At 60.0% G+C, this 19257-nt stretch carries 17 protein-coding genes; 10 read left to right on the top strand and 7 right to left on the bottom strand.

From position 1 onward, the window contains the following. Positions 1 to 208 precede the first annotated feature (208 nt). From POF45_RS14550 to gcvH, 4 genes are all read left to right on the top strand, one after another. Entirely contained in the window at positions 209 to 1213 is a 1005-nt protein-coding gene (locus POF45_RS14550) for an extracellular solute-binding protein (RefSeq protein WP_259497392.1), read from the top strand. A gap of 233 nt (positions 1214 to 1446) precedes the next feature. Next, positions 1447 to 3063: an ABC transporter permease gene (locus POF45_RS14545; RefSeq protein ID WP_282315946.1), complete on the top strand. Its 1617-nt coding sequence runs from the start codon at positions 1447 to 1449 to the stop codon at positions 3061 to 3063. A gap of 156 nt (positions 3064 to 3219) precedes the next feature. Beyond that, positions 3220 to 4302 (top strand): glycine cleavage system aminomethyltransferase GcvT, encoded by a 1083-nt coding sequence (gcvT, locus tag POF45_RS14540; protein WP_259497389.1) that lies wholly within the window; start codon positions 3220 to 3222, stop codon positions 4300 to 4302. A 51-nt stretch (positions 4303 to 4353) separates the two neighbouring features. Next, entirely contained in the window at positions 4354 to 4737 is a 384-nt protein-coding gene (gcvH, locus tag POF45_RS14535) for a glycine cleavage system protein GcvH (RefSeq protein ID WP_259497388.1), read from the top strand. A 98-nt stretch (positions 4738 to 4835) separates the two neighbouring features. On the opposite strand, the gene POF45_RS14530 is transcribed toward gcvH, so the two are convergent. Then, positions 4836 to 5975, bottom strand: coding sequence for a DegT/DnrJ/EryC1/StrS family aminotransferase (locus POF45_RS14530; protein WP_282315944.1), 1140 nt, complete (start codon positions 5973 to 5975; stop codon positions 4836 to 4838). Between the two features lie 145 nt (positions 5976 to 6120). On the opposite strand from POF45_RS14530, the gene gcvP reads away from it, so the two are divergent. Next, positions 6121 to 8994, top strand: a complete 2874-nt coding sequence (gene gcvP / locus POF45_RS14525; protein ID WP_282315943.1) for an aminomethyl-transferring glycine dehydrogenase — start codon at positions 6121 to 6123, stop codon at positions 8992 to 8994. Between the two features lie 111 nt (positions 8995 to 9105). Here the strand turns inward: gcvP and POF45_RS14520 are convergent, their stop codons facing one another. The 3 genes from POF45_RS14520 to POF45_RS14510 form a co-directional block, all read right to left on the bottom strand. Then, complete coding sequence (locus POF45_RS14520) at positions 9106 to 9423, bottom strand: DUF2388 domain-containing protein (protein ID WP_409077909.1); 318 nt, start codon at positions 9421 to 9423, stop codon at positions 9106 to 9108. 69 nt (positions 9424 to 9492) lie between these two features. Beyond that, on the bottom strand, positions 9493 to 9942 hold the full coding sequence (locus POF45_RS14515) for an NfeD family protein (protein WP_259497384.1): 450 nt from the start codon (positions 9940 to 9942) through the stop codon (positions 9493 to 9495). 7 nt (positions 9943 to 9949) lie between these two features. Next, positions 9950 to 10870 (bottom strand): SPFH domain-containing protein, encoded by a 921-nt coding sequence (locus POF45_RS14510; RefSeq protein WP_008150402.1) that lies wholly within the window; start codon positions 10868 to 10870, stop codon positions 9950 to 9952. Positions 10871 to 11039: 169 nt separating this feature from the next. Here POF45_RS14510 and POF45_RS14505 point away from each other — a divergent pair, with 169 nt between their 5' ends. Next, positions 11040 to 11267, top strand: coding sequence for a hypothetical protein (locus POF45_RS14505; protein WP_259497383.1), 228 nt, complete (start codon positions 11040 to 11042; stop codon positions 11265 to 11267). Then, on the top strand, positions 11264 to 11992 hold the full coding sequence (locus POF45_RS14500) for an ATPase (RefSeq protein ID WP_259497382.1): 729 nt from the start codon (positions 11264 to 11266) through the stop codon (positions 11990 to 11992). The genes POF45_RS14505 and POF45_RS14500 overlap by 4 nt, the downstream gene beginning before the upstream one ends. 9 nt (positions 11993 to 12001) lie before the next feature. Here POF45_RS14500 and tfpB read toward each other — a convergent pair whose 3' ends face one another. Beyond that, positions 12002 to 13786, bottom strand: a complete 1785-nt coding sequence (gene tfpB, locus POF45_RS14495) for a type IV pilus assembly ATPase TfpB (protein ID WP_259497380.1) — start codon at positions 13784 to 13786, stop codon at positions 12002 to 12004. 90 nt (positions 13787 to 13876) lie between these two features. Beyond that, a complete protein-coding gene (locus POF45_RS14490; protein ID WP_282315942.1) occupies positions 13877 to 14215 on the bottom strand; it encodes an ACT-like domain-containing protein in 339 nt (112 codons plus the stop codon). A 126-nt stretch (positions 14216 to 14341) separates the two neighbouring features. On the opposite strand from POF45_RS14490, the gene POF45_RS14485 reads away from it, so the two are divergent. Continuing rightward, positions 14342 to 14812, top strand: coding sequence for an Lrp/AsnC family transcriptional regulator (locus tag POF45_RS14485; protein ID WP_018927598.1), 471 nt, complete (start codon positions 14342 to 14344; stop codon positions 14810 to 14812). A 147-nt stretch (positions 14813 to 14959) separates the two neighbouring features. On the opposite strand, the gene POF45_RS14480 is transcribed toward POF45_RS14485, so the two are convergent. Beyond that, the gene (locus POF45_RS14480) at positions 14960 to 16327 is read right to left on the bottom strand and encodes a CYTH domain-containing protein (RefSeq protein WP_282315941.1); all 1368 of its coding nucleotides are present in this window, start codon (positions 16325 to 16327) and stop codon (positions 14960 to 14962) included. 157 nt (positions 16328 to 16484) lie between these two features. Here POF45_RS14480 and argE point away from each other — a divergent pair, with 157 nt between their 5' ends. Both argE and argA read left to right on the top strand, forming a co-directional pair. Continuing rightward, positions 16485 to 17654, top strand: a complete 1170-nt coding sequence (gene argE / locus POF45_RS14475) for an acetylornithine deacetylase (RefSeq protein WP_282315940.1) — start codon at positions 16485 to 16487, stop codon at positions 17652 to 17654. A 202-nt stretch (positions 17655 to 17856) separates the two neighbouring features. Then, on the top strand, positions 17857 to 19155 hold the full coding sequence (argA, locus tag POF45_RS14470; protein WP_259497371.1) for an amino-acid N-acetyltransferase: 1299 nt from the start codon (positions 17857 to 17859) through the stop codon (positions 19153 to 19155). Positions 19156 to 19257 lie beyond the last annotated feature (102 nt).

Below are 19257 nucleotides of genomic sequence, written 5' to 3'. Positions count from 1 at the left end.
CTCATCGCGGGCAAGCCCGCTCCCACATTGGATGTGTGAACACTGACGATCCCCTGTGGGAGCGGGCTTGCCCGCGAAGGCGTCAGCACAATCATCACAAGTTTCAGGCTGTGCAACATCTGGTAACTCACCCGCGAACTGTTTGATTGAGAAGCTAAATGTGAGTCCTTATCATTTGGCCTCATTTTTCAATCGTGAGACCGCTCCTATGTTGGCACCGAAGCGTCTACTGACCGCACTGGCCCTGACCCTGATCGGCAGCACCGCCGCCCAGGCCGCCGACGAGGTGGTGGTCTACTCCTCGCGTATCGACGAGTTGATCAAACCGGTCTTCGATGCCTACACCGCGAAAACCGGTGTGAAGGTGAAGTTCATCACCGACAAGGAAGCGCCGCTGATGCAGCGGATCAAGGCCGAAGGCGAAAACGCCACCGCCGACCTGCTGCTGACTGTCGATGCCGGCAACCTGTGGCAAGCGGAGCAGATGGGCATCCTGCAGCCCTTCACCTCGAAAACCATCGACGCCAACATCCCGTTGCAATACCGCGCCTCTTCCCACGCCTGGACCGGCCTGAGCCTGCGGGCACGGACAATTGCCTACTCCACTGACCGGGTAAAGCCCGGTGAGCTGACCACCTACGAAGCGCTGGCCGACAAGAACTGGGAAGGTCGCCTGTGCTTGCGCACGGCGAAGAAGGTCTACAACCAATCGCTGACCGCCACCATGATCGAAGTTCACGGCGCGGAAAAAACCGAACAAATCCTCAAGGGCTGGGTGAATAACCTGTCCACCGACGTGTTCTCCGATGACATCGCGGTGCTGGAGGCGATCAAGGCCGGCCAGTGCGACGTCGGCATCGTCAACACCTACTACTACGGCCGCCTGCACAAACAGAAACCGGACCTGCCGGTGAAGCTGTTCTGGCCGAACCAGGCCGACCGTGGCGTGCACGTCAACCTGTCGGGCATCGGCCTGACCAAAAATGCGCCACATCCGGAAGCGGCCAAGGCATTGGTGGAGTGGATGACCACGCCTGAGGCACAGAAAATCTTTGCCGACGTGAACCAGGAGTTCCCGGCCAACCCGGCGGTACAGCCGTCTGCGGAAGTGGCGAGCTGGGGCAAGTTTGTCGCTGATACGCTGCCTGTGGAAATCGCCGGCAAGCGTCAGGCTGAAGCGATTCGCATGATGGATCGCGCTGGCTGGAACTGACGCCACTCCTTTGTGATTGGGCGCTTGTTCGTGGTGAGGGGGCATGCCCGCGGCGAGGGCGCTTGCTCCCGCTGTGCTGCGAAGCGGCCCCAAAACCATGCGGCGCGGTGCATCAGTCAAACGGCATCCGCTGCTTGACGACTGCTGCGCAGCCGAGCGGGAGCAAGCTCCCTCGCCACAAAATGGAGCCGGCCGCAGACCTGCGGTTGTTCAAAATTTTCTAGAGAATCCCCTTGGCCCACCCCGCCCAACGCCGCTGGTATCCCCTGGTCTTCGCCATCGCTGCGCTGGTCCTGCTGCCTCTTAGCGTTCTGCTGCTGTCCTGGCAGACCATCGACCAACAGATCTGGTCCCACCTGTGGGACACCCAGATGCCCCGCCTGCTGGGTAACACCCTGACGCTGGTGTTCGGCGTCGGTGTCGGCGTGACGCTGTTGGGCGTGAGCCTGGCCTGGCTCACCAGCCTCTGCGAATTTCCGGGGCGACGCTGGCTGGACTGGGCGCTGATGCTGCCATTCGCCATTCCCGCTTACGTGCTGGCGTTTGTCTTTGTCGGCCTGCTGGATTTCGCCGGCCCCGTGCAAACCCTGCTGCGGGAATGGTTTGGCATGGGTTTGCGACTGCCCAGGGTGCGCTCCACGGGCGGCGTCATTCTGGTGCTGGTGCTGGTGTTCTATCCCTACGTTTACCTGCTGGCCCGTACGGCGTTTCTGGCTCAAGGCAAAGGCCTGATGGAAGCGGCGCGGGTGCTGGGACAGTCGCCGTGGCAGGCGTTCTGGCGGGTGGCGTTGCCAATGGCGCGTCCGGCCATCGGCGCGGGTGTGGCGCTGGCGCTGATGGAAACCCTGGCGGATTTTGGCGCGGTCTCGGTGTTCAACTTCGACACCTTCACCACCGCGATCTACAAGACCTGGTACGGCTTCTTCAGCCTCTCCACCGCCGCGCAACTGGCCAGCCTGTTGCTGCTGGTGGTGATGCTTGTGTTGTACGGCGAGCGTCGGGCCCGCGGTGCCAATCGGGCCAGCAACGAGCGGCCTCGGGTCAAGGCGCTGTACCACCTGCGTGGCTTCAAGGCGTTGGCCGCCATGAGCTGGTGTGGCCTGGTGTTCGCCTGTGCCTTTGTCATCCCGATGCTGCAATTGCTGGTGTGGTTCTGGCAGCGCGGGCGCTTCGACCTGGATGAGCGCTATGCCGGGTTGATCATGCACACCCTGTATCTGGGTGGCATGGCGGCGCTGATTACCGTCAGTGTCGCGCTTCTACTGGCCTTTGCCCGCCGTCTGGCACCGACCCGGGCGATCCGTTCCGGGGTCAGCCTGGCGAACCTCGGCTACGCATTGCCCGGCTCGGTGCTGGCGGTGTCGATCATGCTGGCGTTCAGCTATCTGGACCGTGAACTGGTGATTCCGCTGTCAGGCTGGCTCGGCGGCGCTGGCAAGCCGCTGCTGTTGGGCAGCCTGTCGGCGCTGTTGCTGGCCTATCTGGTGCGATTTATCGCGGTAGCTTATGGACCGCTGGAAAGCAGTCTGGCGCGAATCCGCCCGTCGTTGCCCGAAGCGGCACGCAGCTTGGGTGTCAGTGGGCCACGACTGTTTTTCAAAGTGTATCTGCCGCTGTTGTTGCCCGGCACCTTGAGCGCGGCGCTGCTGGTGTTCGTCGATGTGCTCAAGGAAATGCCCGCCACCCTGCTGATGCGCCCGTTTGGCTGGGATACGCTGGCGGTGCGGATCTTCGAAATGACCAGTGAAGGCGAGTGGGCGAGGGCGTCATTGCCGGCCCTGACGCTGGTTCTGGTCGGGTTGTTGCCGGTCATCGGATTGATCCGCCGCTCGGCGCATCGAAACGCCTAGGTGTCAGTCCTACACCTTGCAGCTACAATGCGCGGCATTCGGTGCGGTCCGTCTGACAGACCCGGTAGCTGAAATCAGCTGAAAGCCTTGTATTTCAAGGCTTGCACGTTGTGCAGTGCCTGTCCGCACCTTCGCCACGCCCGGAAGGAGAAACCCATGGGACAGCGTACGCCTCTGTATGACCTTCATCTCGCCCTCGGCGCGAAGATGGTCGATTTTGGCGGTTGGGATATGCCATTGCATTACGGCTCGCAGGTCGAGGAACACCATCAGGTGCGCCGCGATTGCGGGGTTTTCGATGTATCCCACATGACCGTGATCGATGTCGGCGGCCCCCAGGCCAAGGCCTGGCTCCAGCATTTGCTGGCCAATGATGTCGAACGCCTGCACAGCCCCGGCCGTGCGTTGTACAGCACCATGCTCAACGAGCGCGGCGGCATCGTCGACGACATGATCGTCTACCGTCTCGATGACGCTTATCGCCTGGTGGTCAACGCCTCCACCCGGGATCAGGATCTGGCCTGGATGCAGGCGCACCTCGGTGCTTTCGACGTGCAACTGGTCGAGCGTTCCGAACTGGCGATGCTGGCCATTCAGGGCCCTCAGGCCCGGCACAAGATTGCTGAGCTGGTCACGCAATCGCGTGGCAACCTGATTCAGCTACTTAAACCGTTCGAAGGCCTGGCCGATGGCGACTGGTTCATCGCTCGCACCGGTTATACCGGCGAGGACGGTCTGGAAATCATTCTGCCAGCCGATCAGGCGCCGGGCTTTTTCAATGACCTGGTGGGCGCGGGCATCTCGCCAATCGGCCTTGGTGCGCGCGATACCCTGCGGGTAGAAGCCGGGATGAACCTCTACGGCCAGGACATTCATCAAGACGTTTCACCACTGGCTTCCAACATGGCCTGGAGCATCGCCTGGGAACCGGCTACCCGCCAGTTCATCGGCCGCACTGCCCTGGAAGCCGAACGCGCCGGGGGTGTGCAGCACAAACTGGTGGGGCTGGTGCTTGAGGAACGTGGGGTTTTACGCGCTCATCAGGTGGTTCGCATCGCCAATGTTGGCGAAGGGGAGATCACCAGTGGTAGTTTCTCTCCTACGCTGAGCAAATCGATTGCATTGGCGCGTGTACCGATGGCAACTGCCGACCGCGCCGAAGTGGAAATTCGTGGCAAATGGTATCCGGTTCGAGTGGTCAAACCGAACTTCGTACGCCATGGCAAAACCTTGATCTAACCCTTTTCTGGCGGGTAACAACCGCTGACACTCTTCTTGAGGACACAGAATATGAGCAAAATCCCTGCCGACCTGCGTTTTGCCGAAAGCCACGAATGGGCCCGTCTGGAAGCTGATGGCACCGTGACCGTGGGCATCAGTGATCACGCTCAGGAAGCCTTGGGCGATGTGGTGTTTGTTGAGCTGACGGAAGTGGGCAAAGTGTTCGGTGCTGGCGATCAAGCTGGCGTGGTCGAGTCGGTCAAAGCCGCTTCCGACATTTACTCCCCGGTTGCCGGTGAAGTGATCGCGGTCAACGAAGACCTTGGCGCGTCGCCTGAATTGCTCAATAGCGAACCGTACAGTGCCTGGATCTTCAAGATCAAACCGGCCAACGCCGGCGATCTGGACAAGCTGCTCGACGCAGCAGGCTACAAGTCCGCTATCGGCGAGTAATCCATGTGGGAGCGAGCCTGCTCGTGAAAGCGGTGTATCAGCCAACACTCATTTGACTGACACACCGCCTTCGCGAGCAAGCCCGCTCCCACAGTGTTTCAGGGTTTCAGCACGGCCTTCACGGCAGCCACCGAACGCTCCACATCCGCCTTGGTCATGGCAGTAAACATCGGCAACGAAACGATCAAACGTCCCACCCGTTCGGCCACCTCGAACATGCCTTCCTTGAAACCGCGTTCGCGGTAAAGACTCAGCAAATGAATCGGCGGGTAGTGATAGCCGATGCCGACGCCCAGTGCCTGCATCTGCTCCATGAACGTGGCCCGTGCCGGCTGGCCGTCCTTGCGCTCAGGCAAGACCAGCTGGAACAAGTGCCAGTTGCTTTTCTCGAAATCCGCTGGCGGCAGTTGCGCCCCGTACTGCGCTTCGAAGTCTGCGCCAAAGCACTCAAAGTAATGCCTGGCCAGTTCACGACGATGAGCGGTGATCGCTTCGATGTGCGCGAATTGTCCCAGGCCGATGGTCGCTGCAACGTCGGTCATGTTGAACTTGCCGCCCAACACATCCACGTCCAACCCGTCGAAGCCGTTGCGGGTTACGCCCTGCAGACGATACTTTTCCGCCAGCCGTACTTCTTCAGCGTTATTCAACACCAGACAGCCGCCCTCGGAAGAGGTGACGTTCTTGTTCGCCTGGAAACTGAAGGACACGAAGTCGCCGGTCGCGCCAATACGCTGGCCGTTCCAGCTCGAACCCAAGGCTTGGGCGGCGTCTTCGACAACGCGCAAATTGTGTTTTTTGGCGATGGCGTAGAGGCGGCTCATGTCCACCGGCAACCCGGCGAGGTACACCGGAATGATCGCCTTGGTGCGTGGGGTGATGGCGGCTTCCAGCTTGTCCAGGTCGATGTTGCGGGTGATCGGGTCGATGTCGGCAAACACCGGTGTGGCGCCGACTTCCAGAATCACGTTAGCGGTGGCAACCCAGGAAATCGGCGTGGTGATGACTTCATCCCCAGCCCCGACGCCGGCAATACGCAAAGCAATTTCCATGGTGCAGGTGCCGGAGTTGAACGTGCGTACCGGACGCCCGCCAAAGAACTCCGAGAGCTGTGCTTCGAACGCCTGGACCTTGGGGCCGCTGGTGATCCAGCCCGAGCGCAATACATCACCGACCGCCGCAATGGTGGCTTCATCGATGACAGGTTTGGAAAACGGTAGAAACGGCAGTTGGCTCATAAACGGTAGACACCTGATTGGCGGACGTTAGGCATGCGCCGGACATGATGATCCGGTTTGCCCACAAGGTCACTAGTGCAGCGACTGCTATGCTGGTTTGACCGTGTTGCATCGACGCTGAGCGCCAGTCAAGAGAGAGCCCGTCATGTCCCAGTTGCCGTCCCTGAGCCAGTTACGCGACCCCAATGCCTTCCTGCGCCGCCACTTGGGGCCGGATGCCGCCGAGCAACAGGCGATGCTCGACAGCCTCGGTCTTGGCAGCCGTGTTGAATTGATCGAGCAGACGGTGCCACCGGCGATCCGCCTCAACCGCACGCTGGACCTGCCGCCGGCGCTGGACGAAGAGGCCGCGTTGGCCAAACTGCTTGGCTATGCCGAACAGAACCAGGTCTGGACCAGCCTGATCGGCATGGGCTATCACGGCACGCTCACGCCAGCAGTGATTGCGCGTAACGTGCTGGAAAATCCCGGTTGGTACACCGCCTACACGCCTTATCAGCCCGAGATTGCACAAGGCCGTCTCGAAGCGTTGCTCAACTTTCAGCAACTGACTATCGACCTTACCGGCCTGGACCTGGCTAACGCCTCGTTGCTGGACGAAGCCACCGCTGCCGCCGAAGCCATGGCGCTGGCCAAGCGAGTTGCCAAGTCCAAAAGCAATCTGTTTTTTGTCGATGAAAACTGCCATCCGCAGACGCTTTCCGTGGTGCGGACCCGGGCCGATGGCTTTGGCTTCGAGTTGATCGTCGATGCTGTGGATAACTTGTCGCAGCATCAGGTGTTCGGGGCATTGCTGCAATATCCCGATACCCACGGCGAAATTCGTGATTTGCGGCCGCTGATCGATCAACTGCACGCGCAACAGGCGCTGGCCTGTGTGGCGACGGATCTGTTGAGTCTGTTGTTGCTGACGCCGCCGGGTGAGCTGGGGGCGGATGTGGTTTTCGGCTCGTCTCAGCGCTTTGGTGTACCGATGGGATACGGCGGTCCCCACGCGGCGTTCTTTGCCAGCCGTGATGAGTACAAGCGAGCGATTCCAGGGCGGATCATCGGTGTGTCGAAAGATGCGCGAGGCAACGTCGCCCTGCGCATGGCCCTGCAAACCCGCGAGCAACATATCCGCCGGGAAAAGGCCAACTCGAACATCTGTACCGCCCAAGTGCTGCTGGCCAACATCGCCAGTTTCTACGCGGTGTATCACGGCCCCGAAGGGCTGAAACGGATTGCCCAGCGGGTCCATCGCCTGACCTGCATCCTTGCCGCTGGTTTGGAGCGTCACGGCATCAGTCGTATCAACCAGCAGTTTTTCGACACCTTGACCCTGGAGGTAGGGGGTACCCAGACCGCAATCATTGAAAGTGCCAAAGTGGCGCAAATCAATCTGCGCATTCTGGGACGCGGACGGCTGGGACTGAGTCTGGATGAAACCTGCGACGAAACCACCGTCGCGAAACTGTTCGATGTATTTCTTGGCGCCGATCATGGGCTCAACGTCGACGAACTGGATGCTGAAACACTGCCTGGCGGCATTCCTGACAGCTTGCAGCGCACCTCGCCCTACCTGCGTCACCCGGTGTTCAGCGCCCATCACAGCGAAACCGAGATGCTGCGCTACCTCAAACAACTGGAGAACAAGGACCTGGCGCTGAACCAGTCGATGATCCCGCTGGGCTCCTGCACCATGAAGCTCAATGCCACCAGCGAGATGATCCCCATCACCTGGCCACAGTTCGCCAATCTGCATCCGTTCGTGCCGAAAGAGCAGGCCTTGGGGTATTCGCGGATGATCGAGGAACTGGAGCGCTGGCTCTGCGCGATCACCGGGTTTGATGCCATCTGCATGCAGCCCAACTCCGGTGCTCAGGGCGAATACGCCGGGTTGCTGGCGATCGGCAAATACCATGAAAGTCGTCATCAGGGCGGCAGGGATATCTGTCTGATTCCGTCTTCTGCTCACGGCACCAACCCGGCGTCGGCACAAATGGCCGGGATGCGGGTGGTGATTGTCGAGTGTGACGAGGCGGGCAACGTCGATCTTGAGGATCTGAAGCAAAAGGCCTCGGCGGCGGGGGACAAACTCGCGTGCCTGATGGCGACTTACCCTTCGACCCACGGAGTGTATGAAGAAGGCATCAGCGAAATCTGTGAAGTTATCCACAAGCACGGCGGCCAGGTGTACATGGACGGCGCCAACCTCAATGCCCAGGTTGGCCTGGCGCGACCGGCCGACATTGGCGCCGACGTGTCCCACATGAACCTGCACAAGACATTCTGCATCCCGCACGGTGGCGGCGGGCCGGGCATGGGACCGATTGGCGTACGGGCGCATCTGGCGCCGTTCGTCGCCAATCACCCAGTGGTACCGATTGACGGACCGTTGCCGCAGAACGGCGCAGTCAGCGCGGCGCCGTGGGGCAGTGCGAGTATTTTGCCGATCAGTTGGATGTACATCGCCATGATGGGGCCGCAGCTGGCGGATGCCAGCGAGGTGGCGATTCTGTCGGCGAATTACCTGGCGCGGCAATTGTCCGGTGCGTTCCCGGTGCTCTATACCGGGCGCAACGAACGGGTGGCTCACGAATGCATTCTCGACCTGCGTCCACTGAAAGCCCTGACCGGCATTACCGAAGAGGACGTGGCCAAGCGCCTGATGGATTATGGCTTCCACGCGCCGACCATGTCCTTCCCGGTGCCGGGGACTTTGATGGTCGAGCCCACCGAGAGTGAATCGAAGGCTGAGCTGGACCGGTTTATCGGCGCAATGTTGAGCATTCGGGCGGAAATTACCGAGGTGCAGAACGGCAACTGGGACCCTGAGGACAACCCGCTGAAACATGCCCCGCACACGTTGGCTGACATTACCGGGGTGTGGGAGCGGCCCTACAGCATCGAGCAGGCAGTGACGCCGGACGCTCACACCAAGGCGCATAAATACTGGCCGGCGGTGAACCGAGTGGATAACGTTTACGGCGACCGCAATCTGTTTTGTGCCTGTGTGCCGGTGGATGAATACCGCTGAGCCTGCAAAGCACGCATAAGCCCTGTGGGAGCGAGAGGCTCGCTCCCACAGGGTTTTGCAATTGGCAAAAAAATGCCGCTCATGTGAGCGGCATTTTTGGTTTTGAGTCGCTTAGTCCGAAGCGACGGCATTTTTCGCCAGGATCGCGTTCGCCAGTTCCATGTCCGTGGCTTGCAGGCCAGGGTTGTCGGCGCGGACTTTCTGCATCGCCGCTTCCAGGTAAGGACCGCGAATGCCACCGTCACTGGCGACGAAACTGCCGGCATCGTCCTGGGCAGCCACGATCAGTTTGTGATCCTTGAAGGTCAGGTAGGTCGAACCGGTGGTCGCACCGGACGAAAGAACGTTACGCCAAAAGCCGTCAGCCATTGCCGAACCGATGGGCAGGGAAAGCAGGGCAAGGGTAGCGACAGCAAATTTGAGACGCATGATGGGTGACTCCACTGGATTATCTACGGGCGTTTGATCGTCAATCGCCCGATTGGGTTCCGTGACTGTTCAGTCAGCCCGCTCAACCAATAAAATAGCGCCTTGCTGGCTGACCACCCGCACCCGGCTGCCGAGCGCGGCATCCGGGCCTCGGGCCATCCATACGCCGTCGGCAACCTTGATCTTGCCCCGACCATCGACAATCGCTTCATGCACCACAAATGTTTTGCCGATCAGCTCCTGGCCGCGCAGATTGAGGTTGGGCTGGTCACTTTCACGAACCGCACTGCGTTGGCGGCGCCACCAGTACAGCGCGGTGGCGATGGAGAGCAGGCCGAACAGCAGAAACTGCAACGCCCACGGCATGCTCGGCAGTACGAACGTCAGTACGCCAACCGTGGCGGCAGCCATGCCGATCCACAGCAGATAGCCGCCAGCGCCGAACACCTCAAGAATCAGCAGCACCGTGCCCAGTGCCAGCCAGTCCCAGAATGACAGATGCTGCAAAAATGCCCACATGACGGCCTCAGGCTTTCTTGTTGTCGAATGTGGCCTTGACGATTTCGCCGATACCGCCGACTGCGCCAATCATCGAGCTGGCCTCCAGCGGCATCAGGATCACCTTGCTGTTGTTGGCCGACGCCAGCTTGCCCAGGGCATCGATGTACTTTTGCGCGACGAAGTAATTCACCGCCTGCACGTTGCCGCCGGCGATGGCTTCAGACACCACTTTGGTGGCCTGGGCTTCGGCTTCGGCCTGACGTTCACGGGCTTCAGCTTCAAGGAACGCCGCCTGACGGCCACCTTCGGCCTCCAGGATCTGCGCCTGCTTCTTGCCTTCGGCAGTAAGGATTGCGGCGGCTCGCAGGCCTTCGGCTTCGAGGATTTGCGCGCGCTTGATCCGCTCGGCTTTCATCTGCCCGGACATCGCGGCCATCAGGTCAGCCGGCGGGCTGATGTCCTTGATCTCGATACGGGTGATCTTGATGCCCCACGGCGCCGTGGCTTCATCGACGGTGCGCAGCAGCTTTTCGTTGATGCCATCGCGCTGGCTGAGCATCGCGTCCAGTTCCATGGAGCCGAGCACCGTACGGATGTTGGTTTGCAGCAGGTTACGAATGGCGTGTTCGAGGTTGTTCACCTCGTAGGCGGCCTGGGCAGTGTTGACCACCTGGAAGAAGCACACCGCATCGATTTGCACCGTGGCGTTGTCGGCAGTGATGACTTCCTGCGGCGGAATATCCAGCACGCTTTCCATCACGTTGATCTTGCGCCCGATGCGGTCCATGACTGGAATGATGATGTTCAGGCCAGGCTTGAGGGTGTTGGTGTAGCGGCCGAAACGCTCGACCGTCCACTGATAACCCTGAGGCACGACCTTGAAACCCATGAACAGAATGGCGACCACCAGGCCGACAAAAAGTAAAAGCACGCTACCGATCTGCATAACGATTCCCTGTTGAAATGTGGATCAATGAATGAGGATAGGCCGGAGTGTAAGGCTAAAAGGCGGGTGGAATTGAATCTGGCTGATTTCATCCATCGCAAAATGTAACCATGGCTGGCTATAGGTTAAGCGCATCGGCTATTTTGGATGCCTGATTGAGGACGCAAGCATGATCAAGCAAGAGAAAACGCTGAGTTATCTGGAGTCGCATATTCCTGAAATGGCGGCCAGCGCCGTTACTCAGGCGTATTGGCAAGCGTTGGCTTCCGGCAATACTGTGCTGGAAAGCCAAAACGGTGCGATTTACGAGATATCCCCGGATGGCTCTCGAAAAAAACTTAAAAACATAGCAGCTCCAACCACGGTCGTTCGCGGTGAAAAACGGCGCCTGAAATGACTGCGGTACCTCGTATGCGCATGTTTGCCGGTCCGAATGGATCCGGTAAGAGCACCATGAAATCAGTTATCGGTCCTGAGCTTTTGGGGGTCTATATCAATCCGGATGATATTGAGAAAGAAATCCGGGATAGCGGTTTTTTGGATCTGAAAAAATATGGTGTGAGTGCTGCCGGTCACGAGTTATCGGACTTCTTCAAGCAATCAGTGTTATTGAAGAAAGCAGATTTGGTGATGACGTCTCAAGCGATTCAGTTGAATGACGATGTCCTGGACTTTTCCGGGGTTTCGGTCAATTCCTACTACGCCTCTGTAATATCGGACTTCTTGCGTCACAAGCTTCTGGACAGTGGAATATCGTTTACTTTTGAAACTGTCATGTCGTCTCCCGATAAGGTAGCGCTGCTACGTAAAGCTCAGGAACGTGGCTTTCGTACCTACCTCTATTTTGTGGCCACGGATGATCCGATGATCAATATCTCTCGAGTCAGAAACAGGGTTCGCCTTGGCGGTCATCCTGTGCCGGAAGATAAAATCGTGAGTCGCTACGGCCGCTCTCTGGGCCTGCTTCTTGACGCCATTCGTCACAGTGATCGCGCCTACATATTTGATAACTCCAGTCATGAAAGCACCTGGCTGGCGGAAGTTACCAATGGCGAGGACCTGGAACTGAGGACGGAGCAAATTCCGGCCTGGTTCAAGTCGGCAATCTGGGACAGGATTTGAATCGAGCAGTCACCTCTGCTCACTCTGCGGCGTCACACGCAACACCTCCTCGATTGTCGTCAATCCAGCCGCTACCTTCTGCGCCCCCGACAACCGCAAACTGCGCATGCCTTCCTTGAATGCCTGACGGCGGATCGCTGCCAGGTCGGTGTCCGGGTTGATCAGTGCTTTGATGCCGTCGGTCATCTGCATGATTTCGTAAACCCCGGCGCGACCGCGATAACCGGTGTCGCGGCATTCCAGGCAGCCGATGGCGCGTTGTGCGTTGCCGGGCAGCGGCGCTTGCCAAGGGCGGGTCAGGGTTTGCCAGTCGTCTTCGCCAAGCGTCAGCGGCGCTTTGCAATGCGGGCATAAAGTACGGACCAGGCGCTGGGCCATGACCCCGAGCACCGTGGCTTTGATCAGGTAATGCGGCACGCCGAGTTCCAGCAGGCGGCTGACGGCGCTCGGCGCGTCGTTGGTGTGCAGGGTCGAGAGCACCAGGTGGCCGGTGAGGGCGGCCTGGATCGCCATTTCGGCGGTTTCAAGGTCGCGAATCTCGCCGATCATGATGATGTCCGGGTCCTGGCGCATCAGGGCGCGCACGCCGGCGGCGAAAGTAAGGTCGATATTGTGCTGGACCTGCATCTGGTTGAACGCCGGTTCGACCATTTCAATCGGGTCCTCGATGGTGCAGAGGTTGACCTCCGGCGTCGCCAGTTTTTTCAGGGTCGTATAGAGGGTGGTGGTCTTGCCGGAACCGGTCGGCCCGGTCACCAGGATGATGCCGTTGGGTTGGCGAGTCATGTCCTGCCAGCGGCGCAGGTCGTCGGCGGAGAAGCCCAGTTGATCAAAATTCTTGAGCAGCACTTCCGGGTCGAAGATCCGCATGACCATTTTTTCGCCGAACGCGGTGGGCAACGTGGAGAGCCGCAGTTCCACTTCACCGCCATCCGGGGTCTTGGTCTTGACCCGACCGTCCTGGGGTTTGCGTTTTTCCGCGACATTCATCCGGCCCAGGCTTTTCAGGCGGCTGACGATGGCCATGGTCACCTGAGGCGGAAATTGATAGACGTTGTGCAGCACGCCGTCGATGCGAAACCGCACTGTGCCTTGCTCGCGCCGGGGTTCAATATGGATATCGCTGGCCCGCTGCTGGAACGCGTACTGGAACAGCCAGTCGACGATATTGACGATGTGCGCGTCATTGGCGTCCGGCTCCTGATCGCTGGCGCCGAGGTTGAGCAGCTGTTCGAAGTTGCCCAGGTTGCTGCCTTGCTGGTCGCCGTTGTTGGCGCCGCTGACCGATTTGGCCAGGCGAAAGAACTCGACGCTGAAGCGCTGGATGTCCACCGGATTGGCCACCACGCGTTTGATCGGCAGCTTCAAGACGTGGGCCAGGTCGGTTTCCCAGCCGTTGACATAGGGCTGAGCGCTGGCGATGGTCACGGCTTCACGGTCAATGGACACCGCGAGAATCTTGTGGCGCTGGGCGAAGGCGTAGGACATCAGCGGTGTGATGGCTGCGACGTTGATCTTCAGTGGGTCGATGCGCAGGTAAGGCTGCCCGGCCTGCTGCGACAGCCACAGGGTCAGGCTTTCCAGGTCCAGGGGTTTGCCCGGACGGCTGAGGTCGTCCAGTTGCTGGCTGGCGATGAACTCCAGAGGGTGCATTTGGCCGTTGGCGGCATGGCGGCGGCGGGCATTCAGCGCGAGCTCGGCCGAGTCCTGGCTGATAAAGCCCTGGGCGACCAGTTCGCGCAGTAAATCATTGAGATCCAGCCAGCGGTCCTGAGTGGCAGGTTGAACGGACATGCGGGCTCCTTATGAACAACAGTCCGCAAAGGATAGCCGTGCTCCCGCCGACCGTTGGGCCACTACCCGGCCAAGCCGTTACCGGTTCTTTCAGCCGGCCGCCTGCGCCGGCTCATCCCAAGCAGAATCAGCCGCTTGCAGATTTACCGAACAGACGCTGATCAGGTTGCGTAATTTTTCCGCGATCACCTGCGCCCGGTGCCAGCTTAATCCGTCCATGACGATATCGACTGACAGCATGTCGTCCATGCGTTGGACATTGACCTGTTGCGGCGTCAGGAACTGCAAGGCGAACAGATTGAGCGCACGGCACAACAGATCCGGCTCGGCCTCGGCCAGCAATTGGTACTGCACACGGCAGTGGCTGTTGCTGACGTTCCAGACATCGGCGCGAGCGGGCGCGGTGTTGACGGCTTCGAGGTGGGGCATGGTCGGTCTCCAAAATCATTGGAGGAATTTTTACATTCGGTGTGGGGTATTTCTTGGCTATGATCGGGCATATTACGCATTTATCGAATCGTTTGATTCGGCCAAGCACAAATCAAAGGTTTTTTTATGCACAGCGAGCTGGATGGCTATGACCGCAAGATTCTCGCGTTGCTGCAAGAGGACGCCTCGCTTTCCAGCGCGCAGATCGCCGAACAGGTAGGGCTGTCTCAATCGCCGTGCTGGCGGCGAATTCAGCGGATGAAGGAGGAGGGGATCATTCGCGGGCAGGTGACGTTGCTGGATCGCAAGAAAATCGGCTTGAACACGCAGATCTTCGCCGAAATCAAACTCAACGCGCACGGGCGTTCGAACTTCACGGAATTCACCGAGGCGATTCGCGGCTTTCCCGAAGTGCTGGAGTGTTATGTGCTGATGGGGTCGGTGGATTTTTTGCTGCGGATTGTGACGGCGGACATCGAGGCGTATGAGCGGTTTTTCTTTGAAAAGCTGTCGATGGTGCCGGGGATACAGGAGGTCAATTCGATTGTGGCGCTGTCGGAGATCAAGTCCACGACGAGTTTGCCGGTGTTGCGCTGACACTTTGTGGTGAGGGGGTTAAGGACTCCCAAAACCAGCCATCGCGGTGAATCAGACATAACGCGTTGGCCGGATTGGCGACTGCTGCGCAGCCGAACGGGGGTAAACCCCCTCGCCACAGGGGGCCACTTGTCCCAGGTATTCTTTTTACATACGCAGCAGCATTTTCCAGGCACGGTTCTGGTACACCGCAATCGCCTGCTGCTTGCGCGCATCCAGCGATTCATCGGTGATCGGCTCGTTGGCCAGCTGCGCCAGTTGTTTCAGCTCGCCATACAGACGGTCCATTTCCGGGACGTCCAGCACGTTGCGGGCATGGTGCAGCCAGGCCTGGATGCGTTCGATACGCGGCAGTTGCTCGGCCAGGTCTTCGGGCTGTTGCTGGTAACGCTGCAGTTGCAAGGACGTGGCTTCTTCGCCCAACAGGCGCGGCAACCAGCTGCCCAGTTGCGCAGCGCCCTGGCGGTTGCCACGGGTGTTGCGGTCGCCGGTCCAGGTGCGGGCCAGCAGCCAGCGCGAAGTGTTCAGCGAGAACAGGCCCCAGCGCGGGTCTTCAAGCTCTTCGAGGAATTGCTCTGGCGCGGCCTTGCGCACGTCTTCATCGTCCACACCGGCCTGCACCAGTGGGCGCCAGTCTTCCAGCAACGCATCCAGCGCTACCCGCAGATCGTGGGTTGATTGACGCGGTGCGGCCTGGCCCAGGCTGCTGAGCAGAGCGCGCATTTCAGCGAGGTTCTCGACCCAATCCAACAGCAAGCGCCAGTGGCCATTGAAGCGATATTGTTCGGCCAGGCGCTGGCTGCTGCCCAGCAAATGCCAGGTCAGTGCGGCGAACGCGTCATCCAGTGGCATTTCGGCGTTGATTTGCGGGGCCGGCAGGCTCAGGGAGTAACTGTTGGCGTCGTACAGGCGGTAGCCACGCTCAGCCTTGCTGATGTCACAGGGCATCAGCGCCAGGGTTTCAGCCAGTTCAGCGGCCAGCTCCAGCAGAGCGGACGGATCGCCTTCGCGCAGTTCCAGTTCCAGTTCGCAGATTTCTTCTTTCTGCTTGCCGACCACCACGTGGCCCAGGTCCAGCGCGGCTTCGATGACCACTTTGGTCTTGCCACGGCCCCAGGCGATTTCCGCGCGTTCGCGGACGAAATCGGTGGTGAAGATGGCCTTCAGGGTTTTCTTGTCCAGCTCGGCCAGTTCTTCGGGCCAGCATTCGCCGTCGAGTTTTTTCACGTCGAGCTTGGCTTTGGGCAGGTTCCAGTCGTACTCGTTACGCTCGGACAGACCGGCGATGCTCTGGCCGCGGGTCTTGAGGGTCTGGATCACTTCTTCGCCATCACGGCGCAGGCGCAGGGCAACCTTGGCGCGGGCCAGGTCGCGCTCAGGCGTGTCGAAGTACTGGTTCATCAGCTCACGGCGTTCCCAGCCACTTTTGTTGCGTTTTTTCAGTAGCGGGTGCTCGCGCAAGGCGGCGAGGGTTTCGCGGCTGACGCGGAGTTTGATTTCGGTTTCTTTCTGCATGGCCGGAAAATCCAGGATCGGGAGCGCAGCCGGGGGGAATGTGTGGCTGCCAAGGCCGTGCAGTGTACAGGACTGAACGTTCCTACGCGCCGCGACGGTTTATTCCGCAAGCCAGATGGTTCTATGATGGGTTTCAAATCGGAGTTGGGAGTCAGCGATGCCTTTGCCGTCCATGAAAGATCAGTTCGCTGCGCTGATCGCCGCACCGTCCGTCAGTTGCACCCAGCCCAGCCTCGATCAATCCAACCGTGCGGTGATTGATTTGCTGGCGACGTGGCTGGGTGACCTGGGTTTTTCCTGCGACATTCAGCAGGTCAGCCCCGGCAAATTCAATCTGCTGGCCAGTTTCGGCTCCGGCCCCGGCGGCCTGGTGTTGGCGGGTCATAGCGACACCGTGCCGTATGACGGCGCACTGTGGCAGACCGATCCGCTGAAACTCACGGAGGTGGATGGCCGCTGGGTCGGGCTGGGCAGTTGCGACATGAAGGGCTTTTTCGCTCTGGCGATCGAAGCCGTCAAGCCATTGCTCGACCAGCCGTTCAAGCAGCCGTTGCTGATCCTCGCCACTTGCGACGAAGAAAGCTCAATGTCCGGCGCTCGCGCCTTGGCGGCAGCCGGCCGGCCACTGGGGCGGGCAGCGGTCATTGGCGAGCCGACCGGGCTCAAACCAATCCGGCTGCATAAAGGCGTGATGATGGAGCGCATCGACATTCTCGGTCGCAGCGGTCATTCGTCGGATCCGAGCCTGGGCCACAGCGCGCTGGAAGCCATGCACGATGCCATCGGCGAGCTGCGCGGTTTGCGGCTGCAATGGCAGCGCGAATTCCGTAACCCGCAGTTCAGCGTGCCGCAGCCGACCATGAACTTCGGCTGTATCCATGGTGGCGATAACCCCAACCGGATCTGCGGCCAATGCTCGCTCGAATTCGACCTGCGCCCGTTGCCCGGCATGGACCCCAAAGCCCTGCGCGCGGCAATTTTGCAGAAGCTCAATCCGATTGCCGAGCGGCATCAGGTGAAGATCGATTACGCGCCGCTGTTCCCTGAAGTGCCGCCGTTCGAGCAAGCCGAAGACGCGGAATTGGTGTGGGTCGCGCAAAAGCTCACCGGTCATCGTGCCGAAGCAGTAGCGTTCGGCACCGAAGCACCTTATCTTCAGCGCCTTGGCTGCGAAACACTGGTGCTCGGCCCAGGCGATATTGCCTGCGCCCACCAACCGGGGGAGTACCTCGAAATGTCACGTCTGCAGCCTACCGTGCATCTATTAAGGCAACTGATTGAACATTACTGCCTGACACCGGCCAAAACGCCATTGCCAGCCAGTTAAGCGAAACCCATGTGGGAGCAGGCCCGCTCCCACAGGGTTCTGTGTTTTAACGGACCGAACGGTATAAATTGCCGATGTCCCAAGCCGTATTCATGAGGAGAGCGCGCGTGTCGCCAAGCCTGTTCCGACGATAACCATCAGCCCGCTGTGCGTTTCCCGTTTCGCCCATTTTTTGGCTGCTATTTATTACAGGCCCAGGTTCATGCCCGAATACGTTAATTGGCTGCGTCATGCATCTCCGTATATCAATGCCCACCGCGATTGCACGTTTGTCGTCATGCTGCCCGGCGACGGTGTTGAGCATCCGAACTTCGGCAATATCGTTCACGACCTGGTACTGCTGCACAGCCTGGGCGTGCGATTGGTGCTGGTTCACGGCTCACGTCCCCAGATCGAAACCCGTCTCGCCGCTCGCGGTCTGACTCCGCACTACCATCACGGGATGCGCATCACCGATGCCGCGACCCTGGAATGTGTGATTGATGCAGTGGGTCAGTTGCGGATCGCCATCGAAGCACGGCTATCCATGGACATGGCGTCATCGCCGATGCAAGGCTCGCGCCTGCGGGTGGCCAGCGGCAACCTGGTAACGGCGCGGCCGATCGGCGTGCTGGAAGGTGTCGACTATCACCATACCGGCGAAGTGCGCCGGGTCGATCGCAAGGGCATCAACCGCCTGCTGGACGAACGCTCCATCGTGCTGCTATCGCCGCTGGGCTACTCGCCGACCGGTGAAATATTCAATCTGGCCTGCGAAGACGTCGCCACCCGTGCCGCCATCGATTTAGGCGCGGACAAGCTGCTGTTGTTTGGTGCCGACCTCGGCTTGATCGATGAGCATGGTCGTCTGGTGCGTGAGTTGCGTCCTCAGCAAGTGCCCGCGCATTTGAAGCGTTTGGGCAGCAACTACCAGGCCGAACTGTTGGACGCTGCGGCCCAAGCGTGCCGTGGCGGCGTGGCGCGCAGTCATATCGTCAGCTACGCCGAAGACGGCGCGCTGCTGACCGAGCTGTTCACCCGTGACGGTGGCGGCACGCTGGTGGCCCAAGAGCAATTCGAAGTGGTGCGTGAAGCCGCCATTGAAGATGTCGGTGGTTTGCTGGATCTGATCAGCCCGCTGGAAGAGCAGGGGATTCTGGTGCGCCGTTCGCGTGAAGTGCTGGAGCGCGAGATTGAGCAGTTCAGCGTGGTGGAGCGCGAAGGGATGATCATCGCGTGTGCGGCGCTGTATCAGATTGCCGATTCGGACGCGGGTGAGCTGGCCTGTCTGGCCGTGAACCCCGAGTACCGCCATGGCGGCCGTGGTGATGAACTGCTGGAGCGCATCGAAACCCGCGCCCGGGCCCAAGGGCTGAAAACCCTGTTCGTACTCACGACACGTACCGCGCACTGGTTTCGCGAGCGCGGCTTCGAGCCGAGCAGCGTCGAGCGTCTGCCCTCGGCGCGGGCGTCGCTGTACAACTATCAGCGTAACTCGAAGATCTTCGAAAAGACCCTCTGACCCGCTGCTGGTCTGCATGTGCTTTTGTGGCGAGGGAGCTTGCTCCCGTCGGGCTGCGTAGCGGCCCCAGAACCGGTAACGCGGTGTGTCTGATTTCACCGC

Origin of the sequence: Pseudomonas fungipugnans (genome assembly GCF_029955235.1) — a bacterium.
Lineage (GTDB): Bacteria > Pseudomonadota > Gammaproteobacteria > Pseudomonadales > Pseudomonadaceae > Aquipseudomonas > Aquipseudomonas fungipugnans.
This window is presented reverse-complemented; position numbering and strand designations above follow the sequence as displayed.